The 19,720-nt window shown below is 44.9% G+C and carries 15 protein-coding genes; 4 read left to right on the forward strand and 11 right to left on the reverse strand.

Features of this window, described 5'->3' with window-relative positions:
- The first annotated feature begins 206 nt into the window (after positions 1 to 206).
- A complete protein-coding gene (locus tag EYS05_RS00750; RefSeq protein ID WP_138276357.1) occupies positions 207 to 2,309 on the forward strand; it encodes a glutamine synthetase III family protein in 2,103 nt (700 codons plus the stop codon).
- A 290-nt stretch (positions 2,310 to 2,599) separates the two neighbouring features.
- Complete coding sequence (locus EYS05_RS00755) at positions 2,600 to 4,324, forward strand: ammonium transporter (protein ID WP_138276358.1); 1,725 nt, start codon at positions 2,600 to 2,602, stop codon at positions 4,322 to 4,324.
- A 209-nt stretch (positions 4,325 to 4,533) separates the two neighbouring features.
- Here EYS05_RS00755 and EYS05_RS00760 read toward each other — a convergent pair whose 3' ends face one another.
- The 9 genes from EYS05_RS00760 to EYS05_RS00795 form a co-directional block, all read right to left on the reverse strand.
- Complete coding sequence (locus EYS05_RS00760; RefSeq protein WP_118513796.1) at positions 4,534 to 5,184, reverse strand: trimeric intracellular cation channel family protein; 651 nt, start codon at positions 5,182 to 5,184, stop codon at positions 4,534 to 4,536.
- 217 nt (positions 5,185 to 5,401) lie between these two features.
- On the reverse strand, positions 5,402 to 5,914 hold the full coding sequence (locus tag EYS05_RS00765) for a transcription repressor NadR (protein WP_118513756.1): 513 nt from the start codon (positions 5,912 to 5,914) through the stop codon (positions 5,402 to 5,404).
- A 192-nt stretch (positions 5,915 to 6,106) separates the two neighbouring features.
- Entirely contained in the window at positions 6,107 to 6,961 is an 855-nt protein-coding gene (gene nadC, locus EYS05_RS17535; protein WP_118625355.1) for a carboxylating nicotinate-nucleotide diphosphorylase, read from the reverse strand.
- Positions 6,962 to 7,063: 102 nt separating this feature from the next.
- Positions 7,064 to 8,323, reverse strand: a complete 1,260-nt coding sequence (locus EYS05_RS17540) for an FAD-binding protein (RefSeq protein ID WP_118625353.1) — start codon at positions 8,321 to 8,323, stop codon at positions 7,064 to 7,066.
- Positions 8,324 to 8,395: 72 nt separating this feature from the next.
- Complete coding sequence (nadA, locus tag EYS05_RS00775; RefSeq protein WP_138276359.1) at positions 8,396 to 9,301, reverse strand: quinolinate synthase NadA; 906 nt, start codon at positions 9,299 to 9,301, stop codon at positions 8,396 to 8,398.
- A 349-nt stretch (positions 9,302 to 9,650) separates the two neighbouring features.
- Positions 9,651 to 10,571 (reverse strand): sugar phosphate isomerase/epimerase family protein, encoded by a 921-nt coding sequence (locus EYS05_RS00780; RefSeq protein ID WP_138276360.1) that lies wholly within the window; start codon positions 10,569 to 10,571, stop codon positions 9,651 to 9,653.
- Entirely contained in the window at positions 10,568 to 12,676 is a 2,109-nt protein-coding gene (locus EYS05_RS00785; RefSeq protein ID WP_138276361.1) for a cytidylate kinase family protein, read from the reverse strand. The genes EYS05_RS00780 and EYS05_RS00785 overlap by 4 nt, the downstream gene beginning before the upstream one ends.
- A 45-nt stretch (positions 12,677 to 12,721) precedes the next feature.
- On the reverse strand, positions 12,722 to 13,555 hold the full coding sequence (locus EYS05_RS00790) for a sugar phosphate isomerase/epimerase family protein (RefSeq protein WP_138276362.1): 834 nt from the start codon (positions 13,553 to 13,555) through the stop codon (positions 12,722 to 12,724).
- A gap of 202 nt (positions 13,556 to 13,757) precedes the next feature.
- The gene (locus tag EYS05_RS00795; protein ID WP_118625343.1) at positions 13,758 to 14,762 is read right to left on the reverse strand and encodes a Gfo/Idh/MocA family protein; all 1,005 of its coding nucleotides are present in this window, start codon (positions 14,760 to 14,762) and stop codon (positions 13,758 to 13,760) included.
- A 594-nt stretch (positions 14,763 to 15,356) separates the two neighbouring features.
- Here EYS05_RS00795 and EYS05_RS00800 point away from each other — a divergent pair.
- The gene (locus EYS05_RS00800) at positions 15,357 to 16,640 is read left to right on the forward strand and encodes an O-acetylhomoserine aminocarboxypropyltransferase/cysteine synthase family protein (protein WP_138276363.1); all 1,284 of its coding nucleotides are present in this window, start codon (positions 15,357 to 15,359) and stop codon (positions 16,638 to 16,640) included.
- 288 nt (positions 16,641 to 16,928) lie between these two features.
- Here EYS05_RS00800 and EYS05_RS00805 read toward each other — a convergent pair whose 3' ends face one another.
- Positions 16,929 to 17,939, reverse strand: a complete 1,011-nt coding sequence (locus tag EYS05_RS00805; RefSeq protein WP_015525727.1) for a GGGtGRT protein — start codon at positions 17,937 to 17,939, stop codon at positions 16,929 to 16,931.
- A gap of 40 nt (positions 17,940 to 17,979) precedes the next feature.
- Positions 17,980 to 18,672, reverse strand: coding sequence for an iron-sulfur cluster assembly scaffold protein (locus EYS05_RS00810; RefSeq protein ID WP_015525726.1), 693 nt, complete (start codon positions 18,670 to 18,672; stop codon positions 17,980 to 17,982).
- A 246-nt stretch (positions 18,673 to 18,918) separates the two neighbouring features.
- Between EYS05_RS00810 and EYS05_RS00815 the strand changes: the two genes are divergently transcribed.
- Positions 18,919 to 19,656 (forward strand): TraX family protein, encoded by a 738-nt coding sequence (locus tag EYS05_RS00815; protein WP_138276364.1) that lies wholly within the window; start codon positions 18,919 to 18,921, stop codon positions 19,654 to 19,656.
- The last annotated feature ends 64 nt before the right edge of the window (positions 19,657 to 19,720 follow it).

Below are 19,720 nucleotides of genomic sequence, written 5' to 3' on the forward strand. Positions count from 1 at the left end.
TTTTTAGATTTTTTCCAAAAAGCTCTTGACATTATTTTATTTTGGTGTATACTGCATCACATAAAGCAAAGGCGCTTTGGATACGACAAGTATCTGAAGCGCTTTTTTTGTTTTCGGTCCGTTTATACCCGGCTCTTCCGGCGGCGGTCCTTATAAAATAATTAAAAATTATAATGAATGAGTGAAATCGAAAGGAGTGTACCTATATGGCACAGAGTATCCCTGAAATGTATGGCAGCCTTGTATTCAATGACAAAGTGATGCGAAGTAAACTGCCAAAGGACATGTACAAGGCATTAAAGAAAACAATTGAAAACGGAACTCATCTGGAACTGGATGTTGCAAATTCCGTAGCAGTTGCAATGAAAGAGTGGGCTACTGAAAATGGTGCGACACATTACACACACTGGTTCCAGCCGATGACAAACGTAACTGCTGAGAAGCATGACAGCTTCATCTCCCCTACAGGTGACGGACAGGTGATCATGGATTTCTCCGGTAAAGAGCTGGTAAAAGGTGAGCCGGATGCATCCAGCTTCCCGTCAGGCGGACTTCGTGCTACTTTTGAAGCAAGAGGATATACAGCATGGGATCCTACTTCACCTGCATTCATCAAAGATAAAACTCTTTACATTCCTACTGCATTCTGTTCCTACAGCGGAGAGGCACTGGATAAGAAAACTCCTCTTCTCCGTTCCATGGATGTTCTGAACAAAGAAGCGGTTCGTATCCTTCACATCCTCGGAAACAAAGAGGTCCGTCACATCGACACAACCGTAGGACCTGAGCAGGAATACTTCCTGGTTGACAAGGATCTTTACAAGAAGAGAAAAGACCTGATCTTCTGCGGCCGTACTCTTCTGGGCGCTTCTGCACCAAAAGGACAGGAAATGGAAGATCATTACTTCGGAGCCCTGAAGCCTCGCGTTGCTGCTTACATGCATGATCTTGACGAAGAGCTCTGGAAGCTTGGCATTCCGGCAAAAACAAAACATAACGAGGTTGCTCCTGCACAGCACGAACTAGCTCCTGTATTTGATACCACAAATGTTGCTGTTGACCACAACCAGCTGACCATGGAGATCATGAAGAAGGTTGCCGACAAGCACAACATGGTCTGCCTCCTTCACGAGAAACCATTTGAGGGAATCAACGGAAGCGGTAAACACAACAACTGGTCCATGAGCACAGACACAGGTGTAAACCTTCTTGATCCGGGAAAAACACCGGCAGAGAATACACAGTTCCTGGTATTCCTGGTAGCTGTCATCAAAGCCGTTGACGATTATGCCGATCTTCTCCGCGTATCTGTTGCAAGCGCCGGAAACGATCATCGTCTCGGAGCAAACGAGGCACCGCCTGCGATCGTATCCATCTTCCTTGGAGATGAGCTGACAGACGTACTGAAATCTATTGAAAACGATACCTTCTTCAGCAATAAGCATGCGGTACAGATGGATATCGGAGCAAAGGTACTTCCGCACTTCATAAAGGATACCACAGACAGAAACCGTACTTCACCATTTGCATTTACCGGAAACAAATTTGAGTTCCGTATGCTTGGTTCTGCAGCATCTGTTGCAAACCCGAACATCGTACTGAATACCGCTGTTGCAGAGGTTCTTGCAGAATTCAGCGCATCTCTTAAGGATGTTCCGGAGGAAGAAATGGAAAGCGCAGTACATGCACTTCTTAAGAAGACCATTGAAGAGCATAAACGCATCATCTTTAACGGAAACGGCTATACAGACGAATGGGTTGAAGAAGCTGAGAAACGTGGTCTCTACAATCTTAAAACAACTCCGGATGCACTTCCGCATTTCATTGCTGAGAAGAACATTGAGTTGTTTACAAAGCATGGCATTTTTACAAGGGAAGAACTCTTCTCCCGTTACGATATCTGGCTTGAGAACTATTACAAGACCATCAATATCGAATCCAACACTCTGGCTGAGATGATCCAGAAGCAGGTAATTCCTTCTGTATATACATATGTTGAAAAGCTTGCAGATACTGCAGCTGCTAAGAAATCCGTAGTAGCTGATATTTCTGTAGCAAGTGAAGCTGCTCTGATCTCCAAACTGAGTACACTTGCAGACACCATGGCAAAGGATCTGGAAACTCTGAAGGCAGACACAGCAAAAGCTCTTGCTTCTTCTAACGATGTGCTTGCATGCTCTAAGGCTTATCAGGGAACTGTTCTGGAAGATATGGAAGTTTTAAGAAAATCTGCTGATGAGGCAGAGGCTCTGATCCCGGATGAGTTACTTCCATATCCGACCTACGACGAGCTGTTATTCTCAATCTGATCACAGATATCAGATAAAAATTTCATACGGTAAATACGGGGGATATCCCTTATGAACTCTACTTCATAATTCATTATCGATTTCCTCATCCATTAATCACACGATACAGATATCCCCTGTTTTACATATAACTATTTTGATTTCGTAAAGGCGCGGAAGAGAATTTCCTCTCTCCTGCGCTTTTTCGTTATACTGATGCTGGATAGATTCTGTCTTTTTTCTGTCCGGTATTATAAATAATCCTTTCATATATAATAAGAAGGAAAAAAATTGGGAAAGGGAGTGTTACTATGTATTCTTCAGTAAACACAACTTGGGTCCTCGTCGGCGCAGCACTGGTCTTCTTCATGCAGGCTGGATTCGCAATGGTCGAAACAGGATTCACAAGAGCAAAAAACGCAGGCAATATCATTATGAAAAACCTGATGGACTTCTGTATCGGTACACCGGTCTTCTGGCTGGTTGGATTTGGCATCATGTTCGGTGCAGGAAACGGTTTCTTCGGCAAGATCGGCGGAATCGCCTCAGAGGCAAACTACGGAAACGCAATGCTTCCGGATGGAGTTCCTTTCTGGGCATTTCTCATCTTCCAGACTGTATTCTGCGCTACCTCTGCTACCATCGTATCCGGTGCCATGGCAGAGCGTACCAAGTTCATCTCCTACTGTATCTACAGTTTGCTGATCAGTCTCGTTGTATATCCGGTATCCGGTCACTGGATCTGGGGCGGCGGATTTATCAGCCAGATGGGATTTCATGATTTTGCAGGTTCCTGTGCTGTTCATATGGTTGGTGGTGTTGCTGCACTCATCGGTGCCATCATCCTCGGACCTCGTATCGGAAAATATTCCAAATCCGGTAAATCCAGAGCGATCCCGGGACATAACCTTACTGTTGGTGCGCTTGGTGTATTCATCCTCTGGTTCTGCTGGTTCGGTTTCAACGGTGCATCTACTGTCAGCATGGAAGGCGACGCCATTGTAAGCGCCGGAAAAATCTTCGTAACAACAAACCTTGCCGCTGCTGTCGCTACTGTAACAGTCATGCTGATCACATGGATCCGCTACAAAAAACCGGATGTTTCCATGTCCCTGAACGGTTCTCTTGCGGGACTGGTAGCCATCACCGCAGGCTGCGATACCGTATCTCCTACGTCTGCAGCTATCATCGGAATCCTCTCCGGATTCATTGTAGTATTTGGTATTGAATTTATTGATAAAGTTCTCAAAATTGATGACCCGGTTGGTGCTGTTGGCGTTCACGGTCTTAACGGTGCTTTCGGAACTCTTGCTGTAGGTCTTTTCTCCGACGGTGCAGGTACCGGATGGAAAGGTCTTCTCACAGGCGGTGGTTTCCATGGCTTCGGTGTTCAGTTTATTGGTATGGCTATCACGATCGCATGGGTTGCTGTTACTATGACAATCATCTTCCAGGTGATCAAACACACTATCGGACTTCGTGTTTCCGCTGAGGAAGAGATCGCAGGTCTGGATATGAAAGAGCATGGCCTCGCAAGTGCATACGATGGATTCTTTGTACAGGATACCATGACAAAGGCTCCGACTCCAATGGGAACTTCCGTAAAAGCCCCTGTTGTAAAACATGCTCCTTCTGCTCCTGCTGAATCTGTTCCTGAGATTCCTGCAGACGGCGTACACAAACTGACAAAGGTTGTTATCATCACACGTCAGAACAAGCTGGATGAGTTTATGCAGGCTATGAACGAGATTGGCGTAACCGGTATCACTATCACAAACGTTATGGGATGTGGTGTTCAGAAGGGTGCTCCAACCTACTATCGTGGTGTTGAGGTTGACATGAACCTCCGTCCGAAGGTTAAGATTGAGATCGTTGTAAGTCTTGTACCGGTTCAGAAGGTTATTGATACTGCCAAAGAAGTTCTTCATACCGGTCAGATCGGCGATGGTAAAGTCTTCGTTTACGATATCGAAAACGTTGTCAAGATCCGTACCGGCGAGGAAGGTTTCCTGGCTCTGCAGGATACAGACGCATAATCCTCTTATGATCAAAACAGATAAGATTTTTCTACGCAATATAAACCAAATATAAGATAAAAAGCTCCGGAACATTATTCCTTAAATGATCCGGAGCTTTTCATATATCCATTCCTGTTATCCGGCAGCAGCCCTTCATTATTTCAAACGGCTGCCTCATCTGACCATGCAGATCGGGTATCTGCATTTCGATATCAACATTTCTTTTTTTATTCTCTCCTCAGTCTCGGCAGATTCCACCGGTAATGTGCCGCCAGATACCGGATCAGGATCACTACTATCGTTCCGATCACCATGGCAGGCACTCCTCCCCACAGCCTGTATGTCCAGACACATGCAATAGCCCCTACAATGGATGCGCAGGCATAAATATGGCGCACAAAAATATATGGCGGTACTCCTGCCATCATATCACGGATCAGACCGCCTCCAACTCCTGTGACAGTTCCAAGAAATACAAGAAAAAATATTCTTCCCATATATCCCTGGGAAATCCCCTTATCAACACCCATAACGGTAAATACGCCAAGTCCAACCGTATCCATCACCAGCATCACCTTATCATAGACCAGCCGGTTCCCGCCTTCCAGAAGCTCCTGTTTCCAGTACATCACTGCAAAAACAATACAGGATGTCACTGTTGCCACAATGGTATACAGCGGATTCTGAAACATTCCCGGTGGCACGATTCCCAGAATAATATCCCTGGTAGCTCCGCCTCCCACTGCAGTTACCACGCCAAGAACGCAGACCCCGAAAATATCCATTCCTCTCTGTGCTCCCACCATAGCTCCGGAAGCAGCAAACGCAATAGTTCCTGCCATCTCCAGCATAAATGTAAACATACTCTGATAATCCATTTTCCCCTCCATACATGTCCGACCGTATTTTTTCTCACCCTAATATCTGCATCCTGTTTTCCCTGTCTGTACATTTCCACAGGGTGCACATTTCTGCAGGGTGCAAGAAGGAACCCTGCCATGCAGGATTCCTTCTCCTATTTTCGTGATCACTATATTTTCATATTAACAGAATTTTCTCATTCTGTATATCTTTTCTTTTTGTTTCAGACTTCTGCTATTCTGCTTCGATCAGAAATCCTCGCCGTTTCAGCATATCCTGAATCATATCCAGGATTTCCTCGGATTCTGCTTCTACTTTATGATAATGATAATCAGATGTGATATTCTTCAGAGGACTGGACTTGCCGCTTCGGATATCCTCCATAAAATTCTCAACCTGGCGTCTGGAACTGATATTCAGTTCTGCCTCGATATGTCCGTAAATTCTGTGATTCACCATTACGTTGATCACTTTTCCGCCAAGATCCACAATCCCGCAGAGCTCGTTCTCCAGATCCGCATCTGTATGATGCACCTTGAATATCCGGCTCACAGTATGGGGAGCAGTAAAAATATATCCTCTGTTGGTGGAGATCACGTCATTCCCCTCCGCGCGTATCAACGCAATATCCTGCACGATCACCTGTCTGCTGACCTGAAATGTTCTGGCCAAAGCACTTCCTGAGACCGGCCGGTCACTATTTTTAATTTGATCCATGATCGCTGTCCTGCGTTCTGAACCAGTCATTTAAGTTCCCCTTTCCTGGCTGTGCCTGTACTTTTTGTTCCTGTACCTCTCTCCTTCATTCTCTCAATATCTCCCACCCGGCTCAGATATTACCTGTTATGCATCTGCTTCCGACAATTCTCGCTTCTTTTTTTCTGATATTCCGGATATTTCCTGTCACAGCTCTCGGTATTTTGCAAAATTCTGTGATTTTCAGGAAAGCGGATGAAGATTCTTAAGCGAAATATCAAGGATCGGTGCGGAATGTGTTAATGCACCACTTGATACATAGTCTACACCAACATCCCTGATCTTTGCAATATTTTCTTTTGTAACATTTCCGGAACATTCTGTTTTCGCTCTTCCGTCAATGAGTTTTACTGCTTCTTTCATCATTTCCGGAGTCATATTGTCAAGCATGATGATATCTGCTCCAGCCTCAACAGCTTCTTTTACCTGAGCAAGAGTTTCCACCTCAACTTCGATCTTACGGACAAAAGGAGCGTACTCCTGCGCCATTTTTACAGCATTCGCAACGCTTCCTGCTGCTCCGATGTGATTGTCTTTCAGAAGGACTCCATCTGAAAGATTATATCTGTGGTTCTGTCCGCCACCTACACGAACTGCATATTTCTCAAAAATACGCATATTCGGCGTTGTTTTTCTGGTATCCAGCAAAGTGATCCCTGTTCCCTCAAGAAGAGACGCAACCGAATGTGTGTAAGTTGCGATCCCGCTCATTCTCTGAAGATAATTCAGTGCCACACGCTCGCCGGAAAGAAGCACGCGGATATCTCCTGTAACTTTTCCCATTTTCTGACCTTTTTTTACTTCATCGCCGTCCTTACAGAACAGTTCCACTTTTGTGTCAGCATCCAGAAGCGTAAATACACGGCTGAAGATTTCCAGTCCCGCAATGATTCCATCCTCTTTACAGATCAGATCTACCTCTCCCGGAACTGCTTCTTTCATAACAGAGTTTGTGGTAACGTCTTCGCTTGAAATATCTTCCTTTAAAGCCTCCAGGATCAGGTGATCTACCTGAAGTGTCATTGTAATTTTATTCATTTTACAATACCTTCTCTTTCTTAATTATCATAGCAGCCCCGTTCTCTGAAACAAGGCTGCTCCCGTCTTTCATAATACGGATATTTATATTGCAGGCTGCATTCACGCCGCACCTGCAGCGCTTTTCTTTTCTGCTGAGATTGCTTTGGCTGCACGTTTTGCAAATACAAGACTTTCCAGCAGGGAATTACTTGCCAGTCTGTTCGCGCCATGTACACCGTTGCAGCTGGTCTCTCCCACTGCATAAAGCTGATCCATGCTGGTCTTGCTGTCAGAATCCACCCAGATACCGCCCATGAAATAATGCTGGGCAGGAACAACAGGGATGCATTCTTTTGTCACATCATAGCCTTCTTCCAGGCATCTCTGATAAATATTCGGAAAATGGTTCAGAATCGTATCTTCATCAATATTTTCCATGGAAAGCCATACATGGTCTGTTCCTTCTTTTTTCATTTCTTCCCGGATCGCATTTGTTACTACATCTCTTGGAAGAAGTTCATTGACAAAACGCTCTTTTTTGCTGTTATAAAGCACTGCACCTTCTCCGCGGACTGATTCTGAGATCAGGAATCTGCGGCCTGGTCTCTTGGAATACAGCGTTGTCGGATGGATCTGCACATAATCCAGATGTTCCAGACGCACATTGTGTTTTTTTGCAATATCAAGAGCATCCCCTGTAAGATGCGGATAATTGGTGGAATGCGCATATCTTCCTCCGATCCCGCCGCTGGCCAGGATCGTATCCTGTGCATAAATCTCTACCGGGATCTCTCCGCCAGGCTGGATCTCTTCCTGGGTTTTCACTGCTTTTCCGGCTTCCATAGCTTCGAGACGTACCCTGTTCGCTTCTGAAGAAACTGCCTTCAGGCCTGTACATTTGCCATTTTCCACAAGAATATCCTGCATGGTAGTATATTCCAGAATTGTTACATTATCAAGCTTCAGCACCTGCTGGAGAAGCTTTTCGGAAATTTCTTTTCCTGTGATATCCTCATGATAAAGGATCCTCGGTCTGGAATGTGCACCTTCTCTTGTATAGGCAAAATCATCTCCATCCATCTTGAAATCCACGCCATATCCAACAAGGTCATTAATGATGTCCCTGGAGCCTCGGATCATAATGTCTACCGACTCTTTTCTGTTTTCGTAATGTCCTGCCTTCATGGTATCTTCAAAATAACTGTCGTAATCATTTTCATCACGGAGCACGCAGATTCCACCCTGCGCCAGGAAAGAATCACTGCTTCTCATATCCTCTTTTGTGATGATCACGATCTTTTTATCCCGCGGAAGCTTCAATGCACTGAACATACCTGCAACACCTGTTCCTACGATCACTACGTCTGTTTTAATTCTCATTGCTTTTCGCCTCTCTGTCTTGATTTCTCTTTTCAGCCAACTCAGACAAATCTTTATACAAATGTGTTTTCTTTATTTTGCCAGTTCCAGCATCCGCTCCAGCGGTCTCTTCGCGTTTTCACGTGTCTCGTCTGTTACATGGACCTCATTCTCCCCGGTTTTCAGAACGTGGAGGACTTTTTCCAGAAGTACTTTTTTCATGTTTTTGCAGACCGGTACGGTTTCTGTGAAGTAGAATTTTTTATCCGGGCAGGTAGTTTCCAGCTTGTACTGAACACCGCATTCTGTGCAGATGATAAATTCTTTGTTGTCACTTTCCTGTGCATATTTGATGATCCCCGATGTACTTCCGATGTAATCAGCCTGTTTCAGAACTGTCTGAGGACATTCCGGATGTGCCAGAACCAGTGCATCCGGGTGCGCTTCTTTTGCTGCTTTTACTTCTTCCGGATCCATAAATTCATGGACAATACAGAAACCTTCGTTATAAATAAAGTTCTTCTCAGGAACCTGTTCTGCAATAAAATGTGCAAGGTTTCTGTCCGGGATAAAAAAGATGTTTTTGTTCGGAAGCGCTTTTACGATCTTTACTGCATTTGCGGAAGTAACACATACATCAGAAAACTCCTTCAATGCAGCTGTGGAATTAATGTAACAGACAACTGCCACATCATCATATTCCTCCCGCACCTTGCGGATGCCTTCTTCTGTTGCCATATGAGCCATCGGACAGTCTGCATCCATGGCAGGCATCAGAACAGTTTTATCCGGACTTAATATCTTCGCGCTCTCTCCCATAAATCCTACTCCACAGAACACGATCGTCTTCTCTTTCGCGCTGGCAGCGATCTTGCTGAGATAAAAGGAATCTCCTATATAGTCAGCTACATCCTGCACTTCCGGACGCACATAGTAGTGTGCAAGGATGATGGCATCTTTTTCTTTTTTTAATTTCTGGATTTCTTCTGCAACTGTCATTATCTTTCACCTTTCCTGCAGGATTTCTTTTTTTGAATTCCTGCTTTTGCTGTACTAGTCTTTATTATGCAGATGCTTCTGATCTGCTTTTTAATTATCATGCAACTTTTTTCAAAACATCTTACACATAATACCACAACACTTTACATGTGACAAGACAGTTGTTTGATATATGTAAAGTTTTTTTGTAAAGAAAGGCATCAAAAACACGGTTTCCACAATGAAACTTTCATCCTGAAAACCGTGTTTCTGCACGCGTTCATTATTTTATCAGTCTTTTTCACCGTTCTGCGTACTGTCAGCTGCTCATTTATTGCAGCTTTCTTTCTGATCTGCCGCGATCACCCGATCATTTCCCCAGCAGTTCTCTCTCAATCCTCTCTCTTGCTTCCGGTGCCTGCTTATCCATCTTTTCCGGAAAACCAAACATGGAAACGCAGGCAATGTTATCGCCGCCGGCTTTCGGTGCATCCGGTTTCAGCTGCTTGCTGGCAAAATCCATTTCTCTCAATGTTTCAAAAATACCATCAAAATCCACATCTCCCTCACCCATTGCAAGATGCTGATGCACCGTCACATCCGCTTTTCCACGGCCATTCAGCCACGGCGGATTTAAAATGTACCTGCAGTCCATGGTCTGGTTAAAGGTATCCGCAAAAAGTACATGGGTCAGTTCATCTCCCGCATATTTCAGCATGGACCGCACATCACCTTTACCCTCATCGTAGAAGAAGCCGTGAGGAGAAGAATACACATAACCAAGGTTTGGAGAACGAAACGATTTCACCATATCACAGGTCTCATTATTCAACTCACAGAAATCATAAGGATGAGACTGGATTTCCACGCGGATGCCCTCACGCTCGATCAGCGGAAGCAATTCCTCCATGGATTTAAACCACATTCCATTGCAGATTTCCTGCTGGTTCGGATCACCCGAAAGTTCTGTATTGATAACCTTCACTCCCATATCTCCGGCGATCTGGATCATCCGTTTCCAGTTTGCAACTGCAAACTGTCTCTGTTCCTCCGTCGGACCAGACCAGCGATACACCACGATAAAGGACGAAATCTCAACACCAGTCTCTTTAAGAGCCTGTCTGTATTCCTGTTCACATTCTTTTGAAAACAACGGATGCTTATAGAACGGATTGATCCTCGGATGCGGAGACTGTTCAATATATTTATATCCCCAGTCTGCCACCTGATGGACCATACGGTTGATATCCATCTGTTTCGCAAGAACATCTACGTCAAATGCAATCTTCATGATGCATTCCCTCCTTTTTCCTCTTCTTTATTCCGGATATAATCCAGGATCAGGCTGGCCGCTCCGGCTACACCTGTTTTGGATACATTGATCACCATATCGTAATAATGGGGATCGTCTCTGCGGATTCCGGTAAACTTCTCATAATATTCATTTCGGATCTGATCACGTTTCTTCAGTTCTCCAAGAGACTGGCCTTTATAATATTCCTGGCCCTCTTTTTCCCGGTAAGCATCATCTGCATAAACGAAAAAGCTGTATGTATGCGGCTCTCCACGAAGCACATAGTTGGCACATCTTCCCAGGAATACACCTGGTCTTCTCTCAGAAAGCTCACGGATGATCCGGCTCTGCACCTCAAACATCTGAACACCTGTATAATCTGCTGCCGCACCTGCCGATGAATGTCCATACGGGGAAAATGTAAGCTCAGAATCCTCATAATTGTAGGAATCCAGATACTGCCTTACACTTTCCAGATCTGCTTTTTCCATACCGAACTTTTCTGCCATAAGACAGATGATCTGACGATCATAAACCTTGCAGTCCAGTGCTTTTGCAACATCCTCGGCAATCTTTCTTCCACTGCTGCCATACAGTCTTCCAATTGCCACATTGATCCGGTTTCCGGAAGCTTCCGGTAACGGCATGGACTGAATCTCGCCCGGCACAGAGACGCTTTCCTCTCCCGATTCTCGCTGGATCAGTTCACGCATCATTTTGTCATAAACTTTGTCCAGCTGGTAGCATGCTGCGATCACAAACATCACTACCCAGATTGCTATCGGAACATACAGATAAAATCCCTTGATCACGCGGATTGCCTCTGCAGACTGCTCTGCCGCTGTCGCCTTTGTTCCGTCAAAGTATGCCGCCGAAAGAATCCCGCCCATAATAGCAGAAGTCAGTCCGGAACCGGCCTTCTGGCCCATGCTCATAGATGAGAACATCAGGCCCTCCACACGCTTGCCTGTTTTCCACTGGCCATACTCAATTGCATCGCTTGGAAGAGAATACTGCACACCATAGAATGGGGCGATTCCGATACCTCTCATGATACAGGTTACAACACCAAGCGAAACACTGGTAATATTCATCAGGAACAGCAGCTGTCCTGCAACACCCAGGATGCAGCCGGCACAGATGAGATTTCTTTTTCCATAGCGGGGAAGCACCTTCGGCAGAAGGGCAATTCCTGCCACAGTTGCCAGTTTCTCAGCTGCGGAAAGAGGCATGACGAGGTCTACATTTCCGAGTACATACTGGCAGTAATAGGTAAGGTCCGTTCCGATAATGATCTGATATGCGGTATAAAAGATCATCAGCCCCAGAGCGATAAGGAAATACCGGTTGGTAACGGTTGCTTTAAATGCTTCCACAAAAGGAATATCTTCCTTTTCCTGTTTTGCTGCAGAAACACGCTCTGTACAGACCATATAAGTATTCACAAGTACACCGACAGAAATGATCGCATAGCCGGCAGTTACCAGGATCCAGGCCATCTGCTGATTGCCGGTAATATTCGCTACGATATTGATCAGCGGCAGTGTGAACGCAGTAATGATCATACTTGCTGTGATCGACAATACCATGCGGATGTTACAGATCACATCACGTTCACGACGGTCACGGCTCATCAGAGATCCCAGTGCATGGAATGGCTGGCTGATAGCAGTGTATACAACCGTATTCATGATATTATAGGTAACAAAAGCATAGATGATCTTTCCCATATTTCCCATTGGCGGCATAGTGAACAAAAGCACCGCTGCCAGCGCATAAGGAACCGCAAGTCTTAAGATCCAGATCCTAGCTTTTCCATACTTGGAATGAGTCCGGTCGATAATAGTTCCCATCAGCACATCGGAAAATCCATCAAAAACACGGGACAAAAGCATGATCATTCCTACCGCACCTGCTGATATTCCAACAACGTTGGTATAAAAATAAATCAGCAGAGTTGTAGTCATGGTATACATCAAGGTCAGTGCCGGATCACCAAAACAGTATGCCAGCTTTTCCGACAACGGAACCTTGATGAATTCATTCAAGTCTTTCCCCTTCTGCTTGTAATTCAACAATTCAGGGATTCCCTTACCAGCCATAGTATCTACCTCCTATCGGTTTAAGGTCGGACCTTTCTGAATGAATTATCCGAAATATTTCTGCACAAAGTCTCTGGTAACTTCCGCAGCCTTTTTCACGTTGTCCTCATGGCTCATTGCATAGTATTCCGGACGGAACTCTTCAATGGTGCAAACGCCATCAAAACCAATCTCCTTCAGTGCAGCTGCGATTCCTGCATGATCTGCAACACCCTCACCCGGCCACAGTCTCTTGTCATCTCCGCAGGAGCCAAGCGGAAGATCCTCACAGTCATTTAAATGATATGCAAAAATCTTCTTTCCATCCGCAGCTCTCAGGTCCTCAAGGTGGGAGCACATCTCATGGAAATGGAAGGTATCCACAGTAACGCCTACATTATCTCTGTCTACTGCTTTTACCACATCATAGGCTGTTCCAAACTGATTGATGGAGCAATTCGGTGCACCGCAGAACTCCAGAGAAATTTTCATGTCTGCGCCAACCTTATCGGAAAGATAACGAAGACGTGCAACTGCTTCTTCTTTGATCTCACTGACAGATTTGTCTTTTACGTCGAAGCTCGGAACTGTGATCAGCATTTTCATTCCGATCGCTTTGGAAACCTGCAGGATAAAATCAACCTCTTCGTCGATTTCTTTTTCTCCTGCCTCATCTCTCTGGTTAAAGAAGATCAGAGTGTTATATGCCCATGGCTTCAGATTATGGTTCTTAAACCAGTCTGCAAGCTCTTCCAGTGTATGCTCTTTGAGATAATCCTTTACGCAGTCAAAACGGATCTCAATATAATCAAAGCCATATTTCTCGCACATCTCCAGGTCTGCCATAAGAGACTGTCCTTTGCATTCCAGTGCAGTTGCTTCATTAAATCCTAATTTCATCTTCAATACCCTCCATATGTTTTTACTTTTCAGCCAATTTTTCCAGTTAATCTCACCGGCAGGTTTTCCGCCGCAGTTTCAACAAAGCCGTAGCGGAATCGGAGCCTGCCGGTAACTGCCGCCGCAGACTCATTGGGGAAGCCTGCAGCAATAAGTTGGTATGATAACTCACACTTGATGAGGTGGAGCTCGTAAAATATATTTATTTATAAAATTCCGGCTTCTCAACTGCTGTAACGATTTTCTCGATCTGTCCGGTTTCCTGCGCTTTTACAAGAGCATCTGCAGTGATCGCTGCCAGGTATCCATCCCATGCATTCGGTCCTGTGATCACTCCTGCCTCTGCATTATCAACCCAATCCTGAACCTCTTTATCATAAGCGTCTTTAAATCTTACGAAGCAGTCTGTGTCAATAGCAGTGGACACTGCCGCATTCTTGCGGATAGACGGGTAAGCCGGCTGTGCCATTTTCAGTGCACCGTCCTCGCATACAACTTCACAATTGATATCATATCCGAACTTGCAGTTTACAAATACTTCTACATCAATGCACACACCTTTTTTAGTACGAAGCATCATGATCTGCGGATCTTTCAGCTCAGAGTGGGAATATTTCGTCACTCTTGGCATTACTACCTGTGCTGATTCATACTCATCATCTACAAGCCAGTGAAGAACATCGATCTCATGGATTGCGGTATCGTGCACAGCCATTGGTGTGTTGTAATTGGTACCTACCTCCGGATTTCTGTGTGTACAGTGAAGGATTAGCGGCTCGCCGTACTCTCCTGTTGCAAGTGCTTCCTTGATCTGCTGGTATCCCTTGTCATAGCGTCTCATAAATCCAAGCTGGATGAGGTGTTTGCCGGCTGCCTCCTCTGCCTTTACTACTTTCAGGCAGTCCTCAGCAGTTGTACATAATGGTTTCTCACAGAAAATCCTCTTACCGGCCTCAATTGCCTGAAGAAGAGAATCTACATGTGCGAAGCCCGGAGATACGATAAATACTGCATCTACGTTCTCTGCATTGATGAGCTCCTTACTGTCTGCATAGACTTTTGCTCCGCAGATCTCGGCTGCTTTCCTGGCACTTTCCTCAAATACATCGGAAACAGCTACTACTTCTGCTCCCTGGATCTTCTCTGTCAGTCTTCTGATATGATCTCTTCCCATTCCGCCGCATCCGATAACTCCTACTCTTAACATTTTAAATTCCTCCGTTCATTTTTTTATTTTTTATTGTTTTCTGTTTTTGTGTTCTTTTTGATGATGTTATATTATCATTTTGTGCACGTGAACGCAATATCTTTTTTGTACAAAATTTCCATTTTGTTTTTATGCGATTTTCACCATTTGTTACTTTATTCACATATTTTGTTTGTTTTACAGTATTTTTCCGGCATTTGATCATATTTTCGCATCTATAAAATGACTTACTATGTTATTACAAACGTTGATCATATGTCATTTTATTATGTGCACCAGAACGCAACATTTTAGTTTCCTTATACTCTAGTAGAGTTTATGTAGAATATTGTTGTATTTCAACACATAAAGAGTTATACTTATATGTAGTTTTATTTAAAATACACAAATGCACTTTTCATACTTTATTTAGCCGAACTATAAGGATCAAAGCTTCTCTCAGAAATCCCTGAAACGCATAATACAGGAATGAAGTATCCGGAAATACAGGAAGCTTCCTTAATCCAGATCAATGGGGTATCCGCATCTGAAGCAGCAAACTTCCCTGATTCGGTTAGATTCATACGAAAAACACAGCAGAAAGGACTTATCCCTATGAGCGACTATAATTTAGAGACTAAATGTATCCACTCCGGCTATACCCCATCCAAAGGCGAGCCCTGTGCACTTCCTGTCTATCAGAGCACCACTTACAAATATGACACCACCGACGAAATGGGCCAGTTATTTGATCTGAAGGCAGACGGATATTTTTACACCCGTCTCCAGAACCCTACCAACGATGCCGTAGCCGCAAAGATCGCAGATCTGGAAGGCGGTGTTGCTGCAATCCTGACTTCTTCCGGACAGGCAGCCAACTTCTACGCAGTTTTTAATATCTGTGAGGCAGGCGATCACGTTGTTGCCGCTTCTACCATTTACGGAGGAACCTTCAACCTTCTTGCCGTCACCTTCAAGAAACTTGGCATTGACTGCACCTTTGTTGATACCGATGCAACAGAAGAAGAGATCGCTGCCGCATTTAAACCGAACACAAAGGTTCTCTTTGCAGAAACCATCGCTAATCCGGCTCTGGTCGTCCTGGACATCGAGAAATTTGCACACGTTGCACACCAGAACGGCGTGCCTCTTATTGTGGATAACACCTTTGCCACACCGGTAAACTGCCGTCCCTTCGAGTGGGGTGCAGATATCGTTACCCACTCCACCACCAAATATATGGACGGACATGCCGTTCAGGTAGGCGGCGCCATTGTCGACAGCGGTAACTTCGACTGGGATGCCTACGGCCATAAATATCACGGCCTGACAGAGCCGGATGAATCCTATCACGGCGTCATCTATACAAAGCAGTTCGGAAAAAAAGCTTACATCACTAAGGCTACTTCCCAGCTGATGCGTGATCTGGGTTCTATTCCGTCTCCGATGAACTGCTTCCTTCTGAACCTTGGTCTGGAAACGCTTCCGCTGCGTGTTGAACGCCATTGCTCCAACGCCCAGAAAATTGCAGAATACCTGAACGCACACGAAAAGGTTTCTCATGTAAATTACGCAGGACTTCCGGAGGATAAATATCACGCACTGGCTCAGAAATATATGAAGGATGGTCGTACCTGCGGCGTTATCTCCTTTGAACTGACCGGTGGCCGTGATGCAGCAGTCCGTTTTATGGACAGTCTGAAGCTTGCCACCATCGCAACTCACGTTGCCGCCTCCATCACTATGGTCCTTCACCCAGCCAGCCATACACATCGCCAGATGAACGACGAGCAGTTGGTTGAAGCAGGAGTTTCTCCTGGAATGATCCGTCTTTCCATCGGTATCGAAAATGTGGATGATATTATCAAAGATCTGGATCAGGCACTGAAAAATGCATAAATAACCAATTCAAAAAGGAAGGATACATCTGCTCATGCATGATGTGTCCTTCCTTTTTATGATATATTTTCTCCGAATCTCAATTATGGCATTTCCGCAAATTACCTTCATCCTGTTCTGAGCGGCTTTCTTCTGGCGCATAAATTCAAAAAAAATGTTAGCCACGTGTTCACTATTACTGTTTTTCCGCACTTTTTAAGAATATTTTGTTCTATTTTTCTCCAGGCACAAAGAAAGGCGCAAACCCTTGAGTTTGCGCCTTTTCCTATGCTTTTCAGCCTATGTGTTTTAGAACTTGCCAGCGTCTGCAGCTTCCTGTACGGAAACAGCTACAGCAACTGTCATACCAACCATCGGGTTGTTTCCAGCGCCGATAAGACCCATCATCTCTACGTGAGCCGGTACGGAAGAAGATCCTGCGAACTGAGCGTCAGAATGCATACGTCCAAGTGTATCAGTCATACCGTAGGAAGCAGGACCTGCTGCCATGTTGTCCGGATGAAGTGTACGTCCTGTACCACCGCCGGAAGCAACGGAGAAGTATTTTTTGCCTTTCTCGTTGCACTCTTTTTTGTATGTTCCTGCTACCGGATGCTGGAAACGAGTCGGGTTTGTGGAGTTTCCTGTGATGGAAACGTCAACGCCCTCTTTCCACATGATCGCAACACCTTCCGGAACGCTGTTAGCGCCGTAGCAGTTAACCTTTGCACGAAGTCCCTCAGAATAGGATTTACGGAATACTTCCTTAACCTCGTTCTTATATGGATCATACTCTGTCTCTACATATGTAAAGCCGTTGATACGGGAGATGATCTGAGCAGCATCTTTTCCAAGACCATTCAGGATAACACGAAGAGGTTTTTTACGAACCTTGTTTGCTTTCTCTGCGATACCGATCGCACCCTCAGCTGCTGCGAAAGACTCATGTCCTGCAAGGAAGCAGAAGCAGTCTGTCTCTTCCTCAAGAAGCATCTTTCCAAGGTTTCCATGTCCAAGACCTACTTTACGTGTGTCTGCAACGGATCCCGGGATACAGAAAGCCTGAAGGCCTTCTCCGATAGCTGCTGCTGCGTCAGCGGCTCTTCTGCAGCCTTTTTTGATCGCGATAGCTGCACCTACTGTGTAAGCCCAACAAGCGTTCTCGAAGCAGATCGGCTGAATGCCTTTGATCTGATCGTAAACGTTCAGTCCTGCGTCTTTAGTGATTTTCTCAGCTTCTTCGATAGAAGCGATTCCATAGCTGTTTAAAACAGAATTGATCTTGTCAATTCGTCTCTCATATGATTCAAATAAAGCCATTTCCTGTAACCTCCTGATATTTTTACCTTACGAAGTGTAATTACTCTTTTCTTGGGTCGATGATCTTAACAGCATCTGCAACACGGCCGTACTGACCTTTTGCTTTCTCCCATGCTGTGTTCGGGTCATCACCTTTCTTAATGAAGTCAGTCATTTTTCCAAGGCTTACGAACTGATATCCGATGATCTCATCGTTCTCATCAAGAGCGATACCTGTAACATAACCCTCAGCCATCTCAAGGTAACGAGGTCCTTTTTTCAGAGTTCCATACATTGTACCAACCTGAGAACGAAGTCCTTTTCCAAGGTCCTCAAGACCAGCGCCTACTGCAAGTCCGTCCTCGGAGAATGCAGACTGGGAACGTCCGTAAACGATCTGAAGGAAAAGCTCTCTCATAGCTGTATTGATTGCATCACATACAAGGTCTGTGTTCAGTGCCTCCATAACGGTAAGTCCTGGAAGGATCTCAGAAGCCATAGCTGCAGAGTGAGTCATTCCTGAACATCCGATTGTCTCAACAAGTGCCTCCTGGATGATTCCCTCTTTAACGTTAAGGGAAAGCTTACAAGCACCCTGCTGCGGAGCACACCAGCCAACACCGTGTGTAAATCCGGAGATATCCTTTACTTCTTTTGCCTGAACCCATTTTGCTTCTTCCGGGATCGGAGCGGCACCATGATGTACGCCCTGTGCCACTGGACACATTTCTTCTACTTCGCGTGAATAAATCATTTTAAAACTCCTTTCAAGTATAGATTGACCGATGTTATTGAGAAAAAAAGTTCGATAACACCCTATCGCTATTTTCTCACAAAACCTTTGTTTCGTCCAGTCATATTTAATAAAATTTTGCCATAAAACGCATAATATTGGTAGTTATTCCGGCAGTATTGCATGCCTAACTGTCAAATATTTCTGGCAACTGCTGTATGTATGTGATAATATATTAGCAAGTTTAACCCTGGAGGTATATTTTTCATGAATGCATCTGTGGATTCTGTTTTTCCAGAAAAATACCGCATTCTCAGCGGAAGCGCTCTGAAGATGATCGCGGTCATCACCATGCTGATCGATCATATCGGAGCTGTGCTGCTCAGTATGTATCAGCCTGCACAGAAAATCCTGTTTACACTTTTCGGCAGAGAATATACTGTATATCTTATTTTCCGCGATATCGGAAGAGCTGCTTTTCCCATCTTCTGTTTTCTCCTGCTGGAAGGCTTCCGTCATACACGGAGCCGGTTCCTCTATGGAAGAAATCTCCTTCTTTTTGCGCTGCTCTCAGAAATTCCGTGGAATCTGATGTTTACAAATACGCTGCGTTACGAAAGACAAAATGTGTTTTTCACGCTTTTCCTCGGATATCTGGCCTTTTGTGCCATCGAATATTTCCAGACCAGACCTTCGATGCAGCTTCTCTGCATCCTGGGACTGCTTGTCATTTCCATTTTTCTGAAAGCAGACTATGGATGGCGGGGGTATATCTTCCTGCTGATCATGTACTATATGCGAAACGATAAGCCAGGCCAGGCAATCCTCGGAAGCTGCTGGCTTTACTATGAATGGAGAGCCTCCTTTGCCTTTCTGTCCATTAACCTGTACAATGAAAAAAGAGGCTTCATCCGCGGAAAATCAGCAAAATATTTCTTTTACTGGTTTTACCCAGTCCATATTATAGGACTGGTCATACTTCGACAGCTTTTGTTTTTATCTTAATCCCGCCCGCTCCCGGTCGGTTCATCCTTCCACGACCAATACTGTTGCATCCATCACCCCATCA

The organism is Blautia sp. SC05B48, from assembly GCF_005848555.1.
Classification (GTDB): Bacteria; Bacillota; Clostridia; order Lachnospirales; family Lachnospiraceae; genus Blautia_A.

Coding starts and splice junctions, on each gene's coding strand:
- EYS05_RS00765 (WP_118513756.1), bottom strand. CDS start 5,914: ATGACTGGTTCAGAACGCAGGACAGCGATCATGGATCAAATTAAAAAT.
- nadC (WP_118625355.1), bottom strand. CDS start 6,961: ATGAATAAAATTACAATGACACTTCAGGTAGATCACCTGATCCTGGAG.
- EYS05_RS17540 (WP_118625353.1), bottom strand. CDS start 8,323: ATGAGAATTAAAACAGACGTAGTGATCGTAGGAACAGGTGTTGCAGGT.
- nadA (WP_138276359.1), bottom strand. CDS start 9,301: ATGACAGTTGCAGAAGAAATCCAGAAATTAAAAAAAGAAAAAGATGCC.
- EYS05_RS00815 (WP_138276364.1), top strand. CDS start 18,919: ATGAATGCATCTGTGGATTCTGTTTTTCCAGAAAAATACCGCATTCTC.
- EYS05_RS00780 (WP_138276360.1), bottom strand. CDS start 10,571: ATGAAGATTGCATTTGACGTAGATGTTCTTGCGAAACAGATGGATATC.
- EYS05_RS00755 (WP_138276358.1), top strand. CDS start 2,600: ATGTATTCTTCAGTAAACACAACTTGGGTCCTCGTCGGCGCAGCACTG.
- EYS05_RS00810 (WP_015525726.1), bottom strand. CDS start 18,672: ATGATTTATTCACGCGAAGTAGAAGAAATGTGTCCAGTGGCACAGGGC.
- EYS05_RS00805 (WP_015525727.1), bottom strand. CDS start 17,939: ATGGCTTTATTTGAATCATATGAGAGACGAATTGACAAGATCAATTCT.
- EYS05_RS00750 (WP_138276357.1), top strand. CDS start 207: ATGGCACAGAGTATCCCTGAAATGTATGGCAGCCTTGTATTCAATGAC.
- EYS05_RS00790 (WP_138276362.1), bottom strand. CDS start 13,555: ATGAAATTAGGATTTAATGAAGCAACTGCACTGGAATGCAAAGGACAG.
- EYS05_RS00785 (WP_138276361.1), bottom strand. CDS start 12,676: ATGGCTGGTAAGGGAATCCCTGAATTGTTGAATTACAAGCAGAAGGGG.
- EYS05_RS00800 (WP_138276363.1), top strand. CDS start 15,357: ATGAGCGACTATAATTTAGAGACTAAATGTATCCACTCCGGCTATACC.
- EYS05_RS00760 (WP_118513796.1), bottom strand. CDS start 5,184: ATGGATTATCAGAGTATGTTTACATTTATGCTGGAGATGGCAGGAACT.
- EYS05_RS00795 (WP_118625343.1), bottom strand. CDS start 14,762: ATGTTAAGAGTAGGAGTTATCGGATGCGGCGGAATGGGAAGAGATCAT.